The sequence below is a fragment of the Rhodococcus sp. Ni2 genome, assembly GCF_021352185.1.
Taxonomy (GTDB): Bacteria; Actinomycetota; Actinomycetes; order Mycobacteriales; family Mycobacteriaceae; genus Rhodococcus_F; species Rhodococcus_F qingshengii.
The window spans coordinates 480012-496494 of the sequence record NZ_WOXZ01000003.1; the positions used below are offsets into that span (position 1 = coordinate 480012).

Annotated in this window: 1 protein-coding gene; it reads left to right on the top strand. The window is 62.2% G+C overall.

Going from position 1 to position 16483, the window contains the following annotated elements:
* Nucleotides 1-63: 63 nt before the first annotated feature.
* On the top strand, nucleotides 64-16275 hold the full coding sequence (locus tag GN300_RS28770) for a non-ribosomal peptide synthetase (RefSeq protein ID WP_063316117.1): 16212 nt from the start codon (nucleotides 64-66) through the stop codon (nucleotides 16273-16275).
* The last annotated feature ends 208 nt before the right edge of the window (nucleotides 16276-16483 follow it).

Here is a 16483-nt window from a genome sequence, read left to right on the forward strand (position 1 = left end):
ATTCACGTGATCAGCCACCGAACGTTCGTGAAAAACAAGGCTGGTGAAATGTGAGGTGACGGGTTGAGTGCTTTTCCGTTGTCTCGGGCTCAGCTCGCGCTGTGGTTCGCGCAGCAATTGAGTCCGTCAACTCCGTTCGTGGTGGCTCAGTACGTGGAACTACGCGGACCGGTTGACGTCGACGCGCTGATCGAGGCAACGAATACGGCATGTCATGAATTGGAGTCGCCGTTCGTTCGCCTCGTCGCTACCGATGCCGAGCCGGCACAGGTCGTCGATCATTCGATCGTCGACGATCTCGCATACCTCGACTTACGCAGCGACCGCGACCCGGTTCAGCGCGCGAACGAGTGGATGACAGCGGAATACTCACGGCCACTTGACGTGATGTCTGACCGCCTGATCTCGGCAACCTTGCTTCACCTGGCAGATGAGCACTACTACTGGTACTCGCACGCCCATCACCTCGTGCTCGACGGACATGCGGCGATGACACTCACCGCTCGGGTGGCCGAGCGCTATTCGCATCTGGTTCATGGCAAGACGCTGACTCCTTTCGGTGGTCTCGGGGTACGTGCACTGCATGACCTCGACGTCGATTACCGATCCTCGTCGCGGTATCGATCGGACGAGCAGTACTGGACGGAGATGTCCGAAGGCCTGCCCCGCCCGGTTCGCCTCGCCGACGGCGCCGGCCTGACGTCCATGCCGCAGCGCATGATGGTTCGGACACTGAATCCAACTCTTGCAAAACAGCTTTCGGATGTCGCGACCGAGTGGACTACGTCCGAGGTGGCGGTCCTCGTCGGTGCATTCGCGTCCTATCTCGGTCGCATGACTGATTCCGATGACGTAGTCCTCAGCTTGCCGGTGTCCGGCCGCACCACGGCGACGTCGAGACGTTCAGGTGGGATGCTGTCCAACATCGTGCCTGTTCGTGCGCAACTCGAACGGGATCTGTCGCCACGAGAACTGGTGCGTCAGATCTCGGTTCAAATGACCGGTGCGCTACGCCACCAGCGATTCCGCTACGAGGACATGGGCTTCCAGGAAGGTCAGGGCGGATCCCGTGAGGCGGCGGGCCCGGCCGTGAACGTCATGATGTTTCACGAAGCCATTCGGCTCGGCGACGTCGTCGGCGAGTTTCACGTCCTCACATCCGGCCCCACCGAAGACCTGTTCTTCAGCATCTATCCGTCGATCGCGGGGGAGAACGTTCGCCTTTCCTTCGAAGCCAATCCGCACCTCTACAGTGAACGTGACCTGGCGATGCATCATCGTCAGTTCGTTCGGCTACTCGAGGGGTTCCTCGACTCTGCTACCCGTGCGCTCGGTGACCTCCGCATCCTCTCGACGGATGAAGTGAAGGATCTGGTCCCCGCGCTGGGTCCGCGGACGGACGGATTCGCGACGCTCGATTCGGTCATCAGAGGCGGCGCAGGGCAGGGGAGTGCTGTCGCGATCCGCGAGCAAGGTGTGGACGTCACTTATGACCAGCTCGGCGCTCGCGCGGATGCACTCTGCGCCTTGCTCGTGGAGAACGGAGTCGGACGAGGCGACGTCGTCGGGATCCTCACCGAGCGCTCGACCGATTCCGTAGTTGCATTCCACGCGGTAGTGCGGGCTGGTGCTGTCCTTCTTTTCGTGGATCCTCAAACACCCTCCGAGCGTGTCGCTTTCATTCTCGACGACGCCGACGTGTCCGTTGTGGTCGGTGGCGAACTCGTGGACGTGCCGGCTTGGGTGTGCGTCGTTGATCCCAGTGGCGACGAGACCGTCGAAGGGCCGGTGGATCGACGCGTGGGGGCGGGTTCATCTATCGCCGACCTGTCTCTGGACGACACCGCCTACGTGGTCTACACCTCTGGTTCTACCGGGCGACCGAAGGGTGTCGCGGTCACGCACCGAGGCATTGTGCCGTTGCTGCGTTCTCACGCACGGCGTCTGAACATCGATAGTTCCTCCCGCGTCGCGCTCCTTGCAAACACATCGTTCGACGTGGCGATCCTCGAGATTCTGCTTGCACACGGCTGCGGCGCGACCGCAGTGATCGTTCCTCCCGGATTGATCGGCGGAGTGGACCTCGAAGACTATTTGCGGCTCGAAGGTGTCACGCACCTGAACTCGACGCCATCGGTTCCGTTGACGATGGATCCTCGGGCTTTGCCGGAACTTCGAGTCCTGAACGTCGGCGGCGAGCGACCGCCGGGAGCGCTAGTGGATGCGTGGTCGAGTCACGTCGACATCGTGAATTCGTACGGCCCCAGTGAAGCGACCGTCGCGGCATTCATGAGCGAGCCACTCGAGCCTGGCGGTGATACTCCGATCGGGCGTCCGATCGACGGCGTTGCCGCTGTGGTGTTGGATTCGTGGTTGCGTCCGACTCCGGTCGGCGCCGCGGGGGAGCTGTACGTGATGGGACACGGACTGGCGCGAGGGTACCTTTCTCCGACGCTCACCGCGGAGCGTTTCGTAGCGGCGCCCTTTGGTGCCACTGGTGCCGGCGAGCGCATGTACCGCACCGGGGATGTCGTGCGATGGAACGATGCCGGTCAACTCGAGTTCTTGGGTCGCTCTGATCAACAAGTCAAGATCCGTGGAGTACGCGTCGAACTGGGCGAGATCGAGGCTGTGCTCCTGTCGACTCCCGGCGTTGCGCAAGCAGCGGTGGTCGAGCGATCCGGGTTGCTTGCGGCGTATGTGACCGTGGCCGAAGGTGCAGCTCATCCGTTGAGCCAGACGATGGTGCTCGATCATCTGGCTTCCCGACTTCCTCGTTCCATGCTGCCGAGTTCGGTGACTATTTTGGCAGCATTGCCCGTCACGAGCCATGGAAAGACTGACCGTTCAGCGCTCCCCGAACCGGCGTCGTCCGCGCCGGCCGAGCAGCGCGCGGCGGTCAACCGTCCGATCGAGTACGACGAGGAATTGATTGCCTCGGTGATGGCCGAGGTCCTCGGCGTCGGAGTTCTCGGACCGCACTCCGACTTGTTCGCCTGGGGCGGTAGTTCACTCGACGCCGTGTATGTTGCCGCGCGAGTGAGTTCCGCTCTCGGAAGACGGGTTGGTGTCAGGGACGTGTTCGGTGCCCCGACGCCGGCGCGCCTGGCCCGGGTAATCCGTGCGGGGCGGGCGGAGTGGATGGTGGAACCCCAACGCATTTCGGACGACCTCGTCGTGGAAATCGCACCGGCGCAACAACGCCTGTGGTTACTCAACCGTCTGGATCCCCAGTCGTCGGCGTACAACATTGCGTTCGAGGTCGCGTTCAGTGGTGCTCTGGATATCGAGGCGATGAGGGCGGCGGTAGGTGACCTGACCGATCGCCATCTCGTCTTGCGTACTGTTTTCTCGTTCGACCAGAATCACGATGCGTGGCCGATCCAGGTTGCGACCGCGACTCCGGTGACTCTGATCGAGGTTGCGTCCGAGGATTACGAGGCTGCGTCAGCGGATTTGGTTGCGGCGGGTTTCGACCTGGCGACCGATGCGCCTCTTCGCTTGATCCTCGCCTCGGGCAGCGACGCCGACCACCGCATGACCGTGGTTGCCCATCACATCGCCCTGGACGGCCTTTCGTTCGCGACGATCGTCTCGGACCTCATCGCGGCGTACGACGCTCGCGCCGACGGACGGTCGCCGATCTGGCCTTCGCCCGCTCTCGACTACCGCGACTATTCCGCTTGGCACAGAACCATTCTCGGTGATCCCGCGGATCCACAGAGCTTGGCAGGACGCCAGCTGGAATTCTGGTCCGACACACTCGCCGGTGTTGATCCGACTCTGGCGCTTCCCGTGGACAGATCCCGCCGGCCGGACCAACCGTCGTCGGCGCGGGACGTGACGTTCGAGTTCCCCTCACCTATCCATGCGGCGCTGAACGAGATCGCTCGCGCGCACGACTGCACAACCTTCATGGTGTTGCACGCCTGCCTTGCGATCGCACTGAGCAAGATCACCGGTGCGTCCGATGTGGTCATCGGGACCCCGACCTCCGGACGAACGCATCCTTCGTTCGACGGTGTCGTCGGTATGTTCGTCGGGACCGTCGCGCTGCGAACGCTCCTTCGCGGCGGAGACACGTTCGGTGAGTTCTTGACTCGGGTGCGCGAGGTTGATGTGGCGGCCCTGTCCAATGCGGACGTCCCGTTCGACTGGGTGGTCGACCGTGCGGTCGGTGGGGCCGTAGGCGAGAAGAATTCTTTCCTCCGAGTTGTTCTCGCTGTCGATCCGGTAGCGCCCGACTCCGAGATCGCGATGGGAACTCTGACGGCGCACGGCACTCCGCTACCCCCCGTGCACCCTCGCTTCGACCTCGAAGTGACGGTGCGCGAGGATCGTACGATTGACGGCGACGCGAGCGGTATTCGCGGTACATTCCGATATGCCGACGATTTGTTCGATGCAGGCACCGTGCAGAGCTGGGTCGAGCGGCTTCGTCGAGTGTGTGGCTCGATTACCGAGAACTCGTCAATCATGCTGCGTGACATCGATGTTCTCAGTGTTGCGGAACGCGAAGAATTGTCGGCTCGGGTGCCGGCGCCGTCGATTGTCGCGCAGTCGCTGCCTGACCTCTTCGGGGCCGTCGCAGCCCGGCATCCGAATGCAATCGCGGTGTCGAGTGGCGATACTCGTTTCACCTATGAAGAGGTGCGAGTTCGTTCGGAGGGCCTTGCCGCTGTCTTGATCGATCGAGGAATTCGAGTCGGTGATCGCGTGGCGGTCGCCCTGCCTCGATCGGTCGACCTCGTCGTAGCCATCATCGCTGTCGTTCGCGCGGGCGCGACGTACGTACCGATCGACTTGCAGTATCCCGACGCTCGTATCCACTACGTACTTGCCGATGCAGGCCCGAAAGCGATTCTGTCGACGGACGAATCTGCTGGGCGGTTCGTTGGGTACGAGCAACTTGTCATCTTCGTGGACGAGACGACTGACGCTACGGCCGACTGGCCCGTTGCACAGTCGGAGTCCGCCGCCTACGTGATCTACACTTCCGGATCAACTGGAGCACCCAAAGGCGTAGTGGTGTCTCAGGACAACGTGTTGGCGCTGCTCGCCTCGACCCGAGAGATCTTCGACTTCAACGCCGAAGATGTATGGACGATGTTTCATTCGTACGCATTCGACTTCTCGGTCTGGGAGATGTGGGGTTCGTTGACCACTGGCGGATCCCTCGTGATCGTGGACGGTGATGTCGCGCGCTCACCCGAAAGATTCGCGGATCTGATTGTGCGGGAACGAGTGACCGTTCTCAATCAGACCCCGGCCGCCTTCTATGCGTTGGCGGAAGTCACGCAGGAAATGCTGCTTCCGCTCCGGACGATTGTTTTCGGCGGTGATCGCCTCGACGCCGGGCGCGTGGAGGCTTGGTTCGATCGGCACCCGGACGTGCGGGGCGTCAACATGTTCGGAATCACCGAAACCACAGTCCATGTCACCAGTTTCGATCTTGTCCCCGGTGACGAGACTGTCTCGCCGATCGGGTCCCCACTACCAGGGTTGCGCAGCTACGTACTGGACGCGTCGTTGAAGCCCGTCCCTCCGGGATCTGTCGGCGAACTGTATGTTGCGGGTCCGCAGGTGGCCGAAGGCTACTTGGGTCGACCCGCGATGACGTCTTCGCGATTCGTGCCTGAACCCGGATTCGATGGATCACGGATGTACCGCAGCGGCGATCTGGTCCGTTGGCGAGCCGGCCGACTCGAATATGTTCGCCGCGCCGACGGTCAGATGGCACTGCGCGGTTACCGCATCGAACCGGGCGAGGTCGAATCCGCGCTGTTGGCTCACACGTCGGTGGAGCAGGCCGCGGTAGTGGTGAGAGAACTCGACAGCGGGCCGACTTTGGTCGGTTACATCACCCCGGGGAGCGGACACGACCTCGACGGCGTCTTGCGGACTGCTCGTTCGTTGCTGCCCGCGCACATGGTTCCGTCGGCTTTGATGGCGCTCGCGTCATTACCGGTCACGATCAACGGCAAAATCGACCGAGCATCGTTGCCGACCCCGGTGTCTCTCACGCAGCCGACTCGGCAGTCGCGAGACTTCTTCGAGCAGACAGTCGCAGCCATTCTGAGCGATTTGATGGAAGTTCCGCATGTCGATCCGGTCCGGAACCTCTTCGATCAAGGCGCCAATTCCTTGATCGCCACTCGTCTTTCGTCGCGTCTGAACTCCGCCCTGGGCTGTAACCTCGACGTCCGCGATGTGTTCGAGCACCCATCCGTCGATCAGCTCGCAGACATCGCTGCTGCGCGGATAGGTGTAGGGCGAACCGGCGCGGAGCACGCGTCTGACGTGTCCTTGGGGCCTCGTTCGGACAACACGGAAGTGCACCTGTCAGCTTCCCAGCATCGAATGTGGATTCTGAATCAGTTGGATACAGACTCCGCCGGATACAACATCCCGATCGTGCTGCGCTTGGCAGGCGAGCTGGACGTGGTTGCGGCCGAACTGGCAATTCGTGACGTGATCAATCGCCATCGCACTCTGCGGACCGTGTACCCGGTTGTCGGCGGCGGCCCGGTTCAGACGGTGCTCGACGCCGAGGATGCGCTTCCGGCCTTTCAGCTCGAGGCACTCGACGGCGGCGACGCCGAAAATTGTGTAGCAGAACTGGTGGGTTCGGGCTTCGATGTCACCGTTGATCCGCCCGTACGTGCGGCACTTCTCCAGGTTTCACCTGTCGAGCACATCCTGGCTGTCGTCGTCCATCACATTGCCGCCGACGCTCGATCACTCGAATTGTTGGTCCGCGACTTCACTGCGGCGTACATCGCCCGCTCGGCGCAGCACGCTCCGCAGTGGTCGCCGCTCGCGCTCGAATACTCCGATTACAGTGCATGGCAAAGGGAATCGGGGATTCCCGAGACGGTACGCAGCTACTGGATGCAGGCTCTCGAAGGACTTCCCGAGCAGGTGACGCTTCCCCTCGATCGTCCACGTTCGACGTTCGCCCGTGCGTCGAGCTGTCGGGTGGAGATCTCAGGTTCGGTACGAACGGGCCTTCAGACACTCGCACGATCGAACAACGCGACCATGTTCATGGTTGTACACGCCGCTCTCGCGGCGCTGTTGGCGAGGTACAACGGTAGCGATGACGTAGCTGTCGGCACTGTTGTGTCCGGACGCGTCACACCTGAACTCGACGAGCTGGTCGGCATGTTTGCCGGCACGATTGTTCTTCGAACCGAAGTCGATCCGTCGAACTCGTTCGGCCGGTTGGTCGAGCAGGTTCGTCAGCGTGACGTAGCGGCGTTCGCGCACGCAGAGATGCCCTTCGAATCGCTGGTCGATCTGATCGACCCACCGCGATCGCGTTCGCGACATCCGTTGTTCCAGGTGGCGCTCTCGTTCCGAACTGCTGAGACCGCCGCGTGGTCGATACCAGGGCTGGACATCACACAGATTGCTCCTGAAGTCAGGCACGCAAATTTCGATCTGCAGGTCAACGTCACGGACGAGGGGGTCGGGGGCGAACTCGGTCTCGAATTCGTCTACAACGCTGATCTATTCGATGATCTGACGGTATCGAGCTTTGCGGGCCGGTTCGAGCGCTTCCTGAATCAAGTGTCTGTCGACCCGAATGTCGCCGTAGGGCAAATCGACCTGTTGGACAGTGCGGAACGAGCTCTTCTCGTCCCCGCACACGGCGCGGTCGACCGGCCTGATCGATCTCGACTTTCCGGTACGACACTTGCCTCCATGCTGCGCTTCGGCGTCGAATCCGCCCCGGACGCTGTGGCGGTCGAGGGTGAGGGCAACACACTGACTTACCGGGAACTCGATGCCCAGTCGGATGTCGCAGCCGACGAGTTGCGCTCCCGGGGAGTTGGAGTCGACCAGGTCGCTGCTTGGACTGCAGATCGGTCGATTGCGTCGATCGTGCAACTGTGGGCAATCGCGAAGGTCGGTGCAGCTCCGGCATTGACGGACCCGGAACAGCCGCAGGCGCGAGTACGCGATGTCCTCGAAACACTGGGCACCGGAGCGATCGGCGGCCGCAACGCTGGTGGTGAAGACGCTGGTGCTGAAGACGCTGGTGGTGAGAAAGTCACCGACTCGGTGCGCGAATATTCCGAGAACCTGGCGGCCTACGTAGTTTTCACGTCAGGAACGACCGGAACCCCCAAGGCTGTGGTCGTGACCAACGGCGGGCTCGGTGTGATCGCCGAAGACCTGCCCGGTCGATTCTCGGCTGGGCCAGGTTCTCGCGTATTCCATCGCGGAGCGCCAGGATTCGACATGACGTTGCTCGAGGTGCTCATCGCCAGTGCGTCCGGTGCCACGCTCGTTCTGGCGAAGAACGAAGAACTGTTCGGCTCGGGACTCGCATCAGCACTGAGGCGCGAGCGAATTACTCATCTGTGCGCCACACCTACTGTCGTCGCCTCGATCGGCGATCCTTCGCTGCCGGACCTTTCCACGGTGATGTTCGGGGGCGAGCGACTCGGCGGCGCGTTGGCGAAGCGCTGGCAAGCCGGACGCCGAGTCATCAACGGATACGGACCTGCCGAGTCGACGATGTATTCGCTTGCTACCGAACCACTGTCGATCGAACAACTGTCGGGTGACACTCACGACGGATCGATCGGGTATCCACTGGCCGGGGTCGACGCCGTCGTGCTCGATGATCGACTCGAACCGGTGCCGCCGGGAGTCGCCGGCGAACTGTATCTCTCAGGTCGAATGCTCGCTCGCGGTTACGCCGGCCAACCGGCCCGAACTGCGGAACGATTCGTGGCAACCGGTTCAGGCGCCCGGATGTACCGGACGGGCGACCTGGTGATGTGGAAGCCGGAAAGCCCCAAATCCGAGGGAAATACGTATCGCCTGCATTATCTCGGGCGAACCGACGTGCAGGTGAAGGTCAACGGTGTCCGGATCGAACCGGGTGAGATCGCGGCAGTCATTCAGTCTGTCGCGAACGTCGACTTCTGTGTCGTCGGGGTTCGGTCGGCCGAAGGTGGAAGTCCTCTGTTGGTCGCCTACGTGAGAAGTTCAGGTGCCGAAAGAGTTGACACTGGTCAACTTCGCGCTGCCGCCGCAGAAGTCCTTCCGACGTACATGGTTCCGCATGCCATCGTCGACATCGAGGGCGAGCTTCCGATGCGGAACGGCAAGGTCGACTTCGCCCGTCTCCCGTCTCCGACACTGGATGCTTCCCGTGCAGAGGGGCCGGCCACCGCCACCGAACGTGTTGTAGCCGGAGCTTTTGGTTCCGTCCTCGGTGGGAATGAGGACGACCGCGACGCAGACTTCTTCTCGCTCGGGGGCAACTCGCTGTCGGCCGCGGAGGTTACCTCGCTCTTGAGTAGTACTCTGGGGCTGGTTGTTCCGCTCAGGACCGTATTCGAGCATCCAACAGTTGCGGCGTTGGCAGCCCGGCTCGATTCGCTCGAGCAGAACGACTCGGTGACCGATCTTGTCCGACTGGAACCGCGCCGCGACCCCACGCCCGCACCCCTGTCACGAAACCAGCGTGCGATGTGGGTACTGAATCAGCGGAACACAGCGAGTGGTGCGTACAACCTGCCGATCTGCATCGAGATCGACGGTGAACTCGACGTGTCCGCGCTGCGTCAGGCAGCGACGGATCTTGTCGGTCGTCATGACGTCCTCAGAACCCGGTATCCGGGCACTCCACCGGTTCAGGTCGTGGAACCTCCGACCTCTGTGACAATGGAAACGCGGCTGGTCGCCGACATCGAGGTCGAGGTGCTGCTGCGAGAGTTCGGCTCGCGCGGTTTCGATGTAGCGGCAGACCTGCCGGTGCGCTGGATGCTGCTCCAGGTGTCACCGGTCCGGCACGTTCTGGCAGTGAGCTTTCATCACATCGCAGTCGACGGGGTGTCGATGCGAACGGTGGTCGGCGACCTGCTGACCGCCTACGGCAAGCGACGAGCTGGACTGGATTCGCAATGGTCTCCGTTGCCGATCCAGTACGGGGATTTTGCCGCGTGGGAGGCAGCACGTGACGTTTCCCCTGGCGTCGAGCAGTTCTGGCGCCGAACGCTGGACGGTGTGACATCTGTGTCTCCGCTGACGGTGGATCACTCCGATGGCGGGCCGGATACCTTAGCGCAGCGAGTGAACTTCGTGATACCAGCCGTCATCACCTCGGCACTGCAGGCGCGAGCCGACCGATTGAAGGTCTCGCTGTTCGCGGTGGTTCATGCGGCGTTGTCGGTGGTGCTTGCCAAGCTGAGTGGAAATCCCGATGTCGTGATCGCGACAGCTGTCGACGGACGGCGGGCGCCTCAGCTCGACGGCGTGGTCGGCATGTTCGTGGATACGGTGCCTCTTCGCCTTCGGATCGACGGGGACGTGCCGATCGATCTTTTGTTGGGTGCAGCTTTCGATGCTGATGTGGCAGCGTTCGAAAACAGCTCTGTTCCTGCCGAGTTGGTTGGTGAGCTGCTCGGTGGACGAACTCCCCAGATTGCGCTGGGTCTGCAGAACTTCGCGATCCCTGCCGTGGAGGTTTCCGGCCTCACGATCGAGGCTCGCGAAATCGAGACCGCGACAACGAAGTTCCCCATGCATGCCTCGCTCGCACCCGCTGACGACGGTTCATTGACCGGAGCGCTCATCTATGCCGCGAGCGCATTCGATCCTTCGAGCGCCGACGCGGTTACCCGACAGCTGTCGAGAGTGCTCACCTCGATTGCCGAGGATGTACCAGTACTCGTTTCGGATCTCGTGGTGGGCGCGGCGCCCAGTTGGACTGCTGCCGAGGTCGATTCGTCCCGCACACTGACCGAGATCTTCGCCGCCACCGCGGCGCGATTCCCGAACAACATTGCACTCGACGACGGACACCGCACGGTGACGTATGCCGAACTCGACTCTGCCTCGGATGCCCAAGCCTGGGAACTGGTGGCTCGGGGAGCAGGACCGGGTGCCGTGTACGAGATTCCGGCGGTACGGACTATCGCGTACCTGGTCCGAATGTTGGCGATCTCGAAGACGGGAGCGGCATTCGTGCCGATCGACCCCGACCTACCGCCGGCACGTCTGAAGCAGCTGCGCACCGTCCTCTCCGATCGCAGCCCTGTTCCGGGTCGGCAGTATCCGGATTCAGTCGCGTACGTTGTTCACACGTCCGGGTCGACCGGTGAACCGAAAGGCGTTGCAGTCACCCACCGAGGACTGGGCCTGCTGACCGACGATGCTGTCCGCAAGTACGGCGTGACTTCGGACTCGGTTGTGCTGCACGGTTACAAACCGACGTTCGATGCAGCAATCCTCGAGATGATGTTGGCGATCGGCGCCGGGGCTACCTTGGCGGTCGCTCCTCGGGAGGCTTTCGGCGGAAGGGCACTCGAAGAATTCGTCGCAGAACGCGGCGTCACTCACATGTTGTCCACTCCAGCCGTTCTCGACACGATGGCTCCGGAGCGGTTCGATTCGCTCGAGGTGGTGGCAGTCGGTGGCGATGTGCTCTCACCTTCCACCGCGCGTGCGTGGAGTCGCCGCGCGCGAATGCTCAATGCGTACGGACCGACGGAATGCACGGTGGTCACCACTGTCGCCGAAGTGGATCATCGGGTCACCATCGGAGTCCCGCTCGCCGGAATCGGTGCAGAGGTGCTCGATACGCGACTGCGTCCGGTGCCGTGGGCCGGGATCGGTGAGTTGTACGTCAGCGGGCCCGGGCTTGCGATGGGCTATGCCGGAGATCCTGCCGGCACCGCCACGTCGTTCATCGCAGCACCCGGTGGGCACCGCCGTTATCGGACCGGTGATCTGGTTCATCGCCGCACGGATGACACGCTCGGATTCGTCGGACGTTCCGACCGTCAGATGAGCGTGCGAGGAATCCGCGTCGAGCCCGCCGAAATCGAATCAGCTCTGCGTCGGTGCACGGGCGTCGAGGCTGCGGCGGTTGTCCTCGTCGACGACATCGCCGTTGCGTGCGCGGTTGGCGATGGTGTGGAGGCGGATCAGCTGACAATCGAGTTGGCCGCGATGTTGCCTGCGTATCTGATGCCCGGCCGCGTGGTCGTATTGGAGTCGATCCCGCTCACGACGAACGGAAAACTGGATGCAGATGCGTTGCGGCGCCATGTGTTCGAGAGCCAGGCGCCCGATGCAGCAGTGACGGTTTCGGAGGAACTCGTCACCGCTGTCATGTCGGAACACGTGTCCGGAAGTTTCGGCGCTCTGCACAACCTGTTCGAATCAGGTGGTGATTCGTTGGCCGCGGCAGCGGTGGCAGGTCGACTCGCCTCGATCTTCGCGCGAGATGTGCCTGTTCGCGCCGTCTTCGACAATCCGTCGCCGCGAGCGATGTCTCAGTGGCTGTCGGCGAGCGCGTCTGATGGCAAACGCCGCGAACTGACTCGACGTGATCCCGGCAAGCCGGCCCCGCTGGCGCCCTCGCAACAACGACTCTGGCTGATCAATCAGCTTCAGCCGGAATCGACTGCGTACAACCTGACGTTTGCAGCGGTCCTGTCAGACGACATCGATCGTTCGGTCTTGAGCAGCGCCCTCGGCGACGTCGTCGATCACCATGCCGTATTGCGAACTGTCTGTGTTCCGGGCGAATTCGGTCCGCAACAACTTGAAATGGACTCTGTTGCATTCGATCTCACTGCGGTATACGTCGGCGATATCCGTGCGAGCGCTTCGGCATTCGCGACTGTGCCGTTCGATCTCGAACGAGATGTTCCGTTCCGTGTGCGTGTGTTCACCGAAAAGGCGGGAGTCGACTCTGCAGGACTGACGGTCCTGGTCATCGTTGTTCACCACATCGCGATCGACGGAGCGTCGATGGGCCCGATCCTGACCGATTTCGTGGCAGCCTTCGAGGCCAGGTCGGCAGGTCTTCCCTGGGATCGCTCGTCGGGGGAGATCAGCTACGGCGACTACAGTTTCTGGGCGAGAGAGAGCTTGGGTGACCCCGAGGATTCTCTCAGCATGGCCCACCGGCAACTCGACTACTGGTCGGACGCACTTTGTGGCGTCGAGGATGTGTTGGCTCTACCCGTCGACAACCCCCGGAGTCCCGTGTCTTCACGATCCGAGGAGATGGTGACGGAAGTCCTCGACGGCGCCACCTACGACGCGTTGTCGGCGTTGGCTCGTTCGCATGGCGTCACGGTATTCATGGTCGTCCACAGCGTGATTGCCGTGCTGCTCGCTCGCGAGTGCGTCACGGACGACGTCGTGGTGGGAGCAGCTGTGAGTCTGCGGAACGATCCGGCGCTGCTGAGCGTCGCCGGAATGATGGTGGGTACTGTCGCATTGCGCACGAGGATCAACTCCACCGATCGCTTCGCTGCTGTTCTGGACGAGGTTCGCCGTGCCGATCTGGAAGCAATGGCGAACGCGGACGTCTCGTTCGACGACGTCGTTGCGAAGGTCGATCCGCCGCGCAGGATGAACGAGCATCCGCTGTTCACGGTCATGCTGGCGTACCGGCGAGCGCTGGAGTTGCCGCAGATCGACGGCATTACCGTCTTCGACATCGACAACGCAGGGGCGTCGACCGGTTACGACTTGACGTGGGACCTGGTCGACACCGGTGACAGTCTGACTATTCGATTGCTGTATGCGACGGAGAAGTTCCGCGAGTCGACCGCGGAACTGTTCATGCAGCGGGTGAGACGTATCGCCGAATCAGTGACCGCGGAACCCGAGATTGTGATCGGGGAGATCGAACTGCTGTCCGGACTCGAACGCTCGGCGCTGACTGCTGCGAATCCTCGCCACGTCGAACCTCTGACGATTGCCGACATTTTCGAACGCGCTCTGCGTCAGGCGCCCGACGGCGTCGCGCTGGAAGAGAACGGCAGACGCTGGACTTACCGCGACCTGCACGAGGAGTCGTCGCACTGGACACGCGAGTTGGTGGTCCGAGGAATCGGACCCGACGACGTGGTGGCCGTTGCGCTCGGGCGCGGGCATCTGTGGATCGTTGCGTTGTGGGCAGTAGCGCGTGCAGGCGCAGCGTGGCTGTCGCTCGATCCGGCGCTGCCGACAGCGCGCCGGCAGACGATGGTCGAGGAATGCGGTTCGGTTGTCGGTTTGACAGCGGGAGGTGCATCCGAGAGTTTGCCCGAGTGCGTCGAGTGGGTGGCGATGGACGAATCCCGCACTGCTGGTGGCGCTGCCGAGGTATCGGCAACGCCGGCTCACCCCGACAACCTCGCCTACGTCATCTACACGTCGGGTTCCACGGGAAGACCCAAGGGCGTGGAGGTTTCACACCGCGGAATCATGAACGTCTGCACCGCACACGCCGAGATCGCCGAGCTCGAGCGTGGCCCCCGAGTCCTGCAATTGGCGTCGTCGACCTTCGACGCGTCGGTGATCGAGATCCTTCTCGCGGCTGCAGGGTGTGGAACGCTGATTCTGACTCCCGACTTCGTCTACGGGGGAGAAGAACTCACGAATCTGCTGATAGCCGCCGACGTAACACATCTGATCGTGACGCCGACGGTCCTGGCGACAGTCGATCCGGATGCAGTGCAACCGTTGATCGTCGAATCGATGGGGGAGCCGCTCTCTGCGCGCCTTGCGTCGGCGTGGTCACCCCGACATCGCATCGTCAACGGATACGGACCGACCGAATCAACGATCGCGGCATCGATTTCCGCACGGATCACTGACGCGGACGTCACTGTCGGCACTCCAGTCCCTGGTACGACAGCATTTGTTCTCGATCAGAGGCTCCGACCGGTTCCGGATGGCGTTGCGGGAGAACTGTTCCTCGCCGGTGAGAATGTGGCACGGGGGTACGTCGCTTCCCCGGCTCTGACGTCCGAGCGCTTTGTTGCCAATCCTCATGCGGTGGGGACCCGGATGTATCGCACGGGTGACCTCGTGCGTCGTAGGCGTCACGACCGAGCGCTCGAGTACCTGGGTCGCAACGACGCGCAGGTGAAGGTGCGGGGTGTCCGCGTGGAACCGGCGGAGGTCGACGCGGCTCTGTCAAGCCATGGAGCAGTGGCCTTCTCGGTAACCGTTGTCTGTGACGACGGGCACGGATCCGCTGAGCTCCGTTCGTATGTGACGTTGGCGGAAAACGGTTCGGCGACGGAATCGGAGCTTCGCGGGTTCGTCTCCGGCCTGCTGCCGAAGCACCTGCTGCCTTCGTCGGTGACGATAGTGGGCGAGGTACCGTTGCTCGCTTCGGGGAAGATAGACGCAGCGGCACTTCCTGCTCCTTCACCGCAGCCGGGGTCGAGTGCGGATCGACCCATCTCGGATACCGAACGTCACGTGGCACAGGCATTCGAGGGCGTGACCGGCGCGAAATCGGTCGGCCGCTACGACGACTTCTTCGAGCTCGGCGGGACATCGATGGGTGCAGTTCGAGTGGCTACGCGCTTGCGTGAGAGCCTGAACAGGGAATTCCCGGTTCAATGGATTTTCACCGACCGAACTGTGGCGGAGCTTGCCTCTCGGATGGATCTCGTTCATGCCGATGTCTTCGAGGGTGATTCGCTTCGTTCGGATCCGCTGGACACGGTCGTCATGCTCGGCGGCGACCCCGATGACCAACGGCCGCCGTTGTTCTGTGTGCATCCGGTCAGCGGAATCGCCTGGTGCTACGCCGGACTCGTCGGTCAGCTGCGGGGTCGACGGGTGTACGGCATCCAGGCAACGGGAGCAGGTGAATTGCCAGGCACGGTGGCGGAGTTGGCGTCGGGGTACGTCGATGCCGTACGGACGGTGCAGCCATCAGGTGAATACCATCTACTCGGTTGGTCTGCCGGCGGAACGATCGCGCTCGAGATGGCGAGCCAACTCGAAGAGGCCGGCGATCTGGTCGGTTCGGTTGTCATGCTCGACGCGCTGTTACCGGAGATGATGCCATCGGTACAAGCGGCTCCGAAACCTTCCGAACTATTCGCGCAGATCGGGCTATCCGAGGTTGAAACTGAAACTGCAGCACTGACTTTCACAGACGTTGCGACAGAGATCCGAAGGCAGACCGGTATGGATTTCCTTTCCGACACGGTACTCGAATCCGTAGTGGGTCGGGTGGAAAAACTGTCGCGAATCGTTCGGGACCACACGCCGAGGCACTATTTCGGGTCAGTGGAACTGTTTGTGGCGCAGCATGATCTGCCTGAACATCGTCACCTGGTCGAAAGGTGGTCCGAACTGGTGGGGCCGTTGCGGGCGTACCTGGTCGACTGCTCCCACTCGGAAATGTCGAGCACTGAGGTGTTGGCGGAGGTCGCCCAAGTTCTCGTCGGCTATCTCGAAGGTGTCGATTCGGATTCGAAGGATCGCAATCATACTGGGGTGCAGTAGATCTAACGGGCCGGGACTTTGGTCCGGAATTGTCACTCCCGTGGTCCCCTTGCTTCAGTTCCGCAAGTGGAATCGGTATCATTTCCCTTGTGGCAGTAAGCCATTCAGAAACTATCTCCGGAGGATCGTATGTTGGGTTCCCTTTTTTCCATCAGCTCTGAAATCGGTGTTCCGTCCGTCGACGCGCTCTTCGAGGCTGCTCGGACCA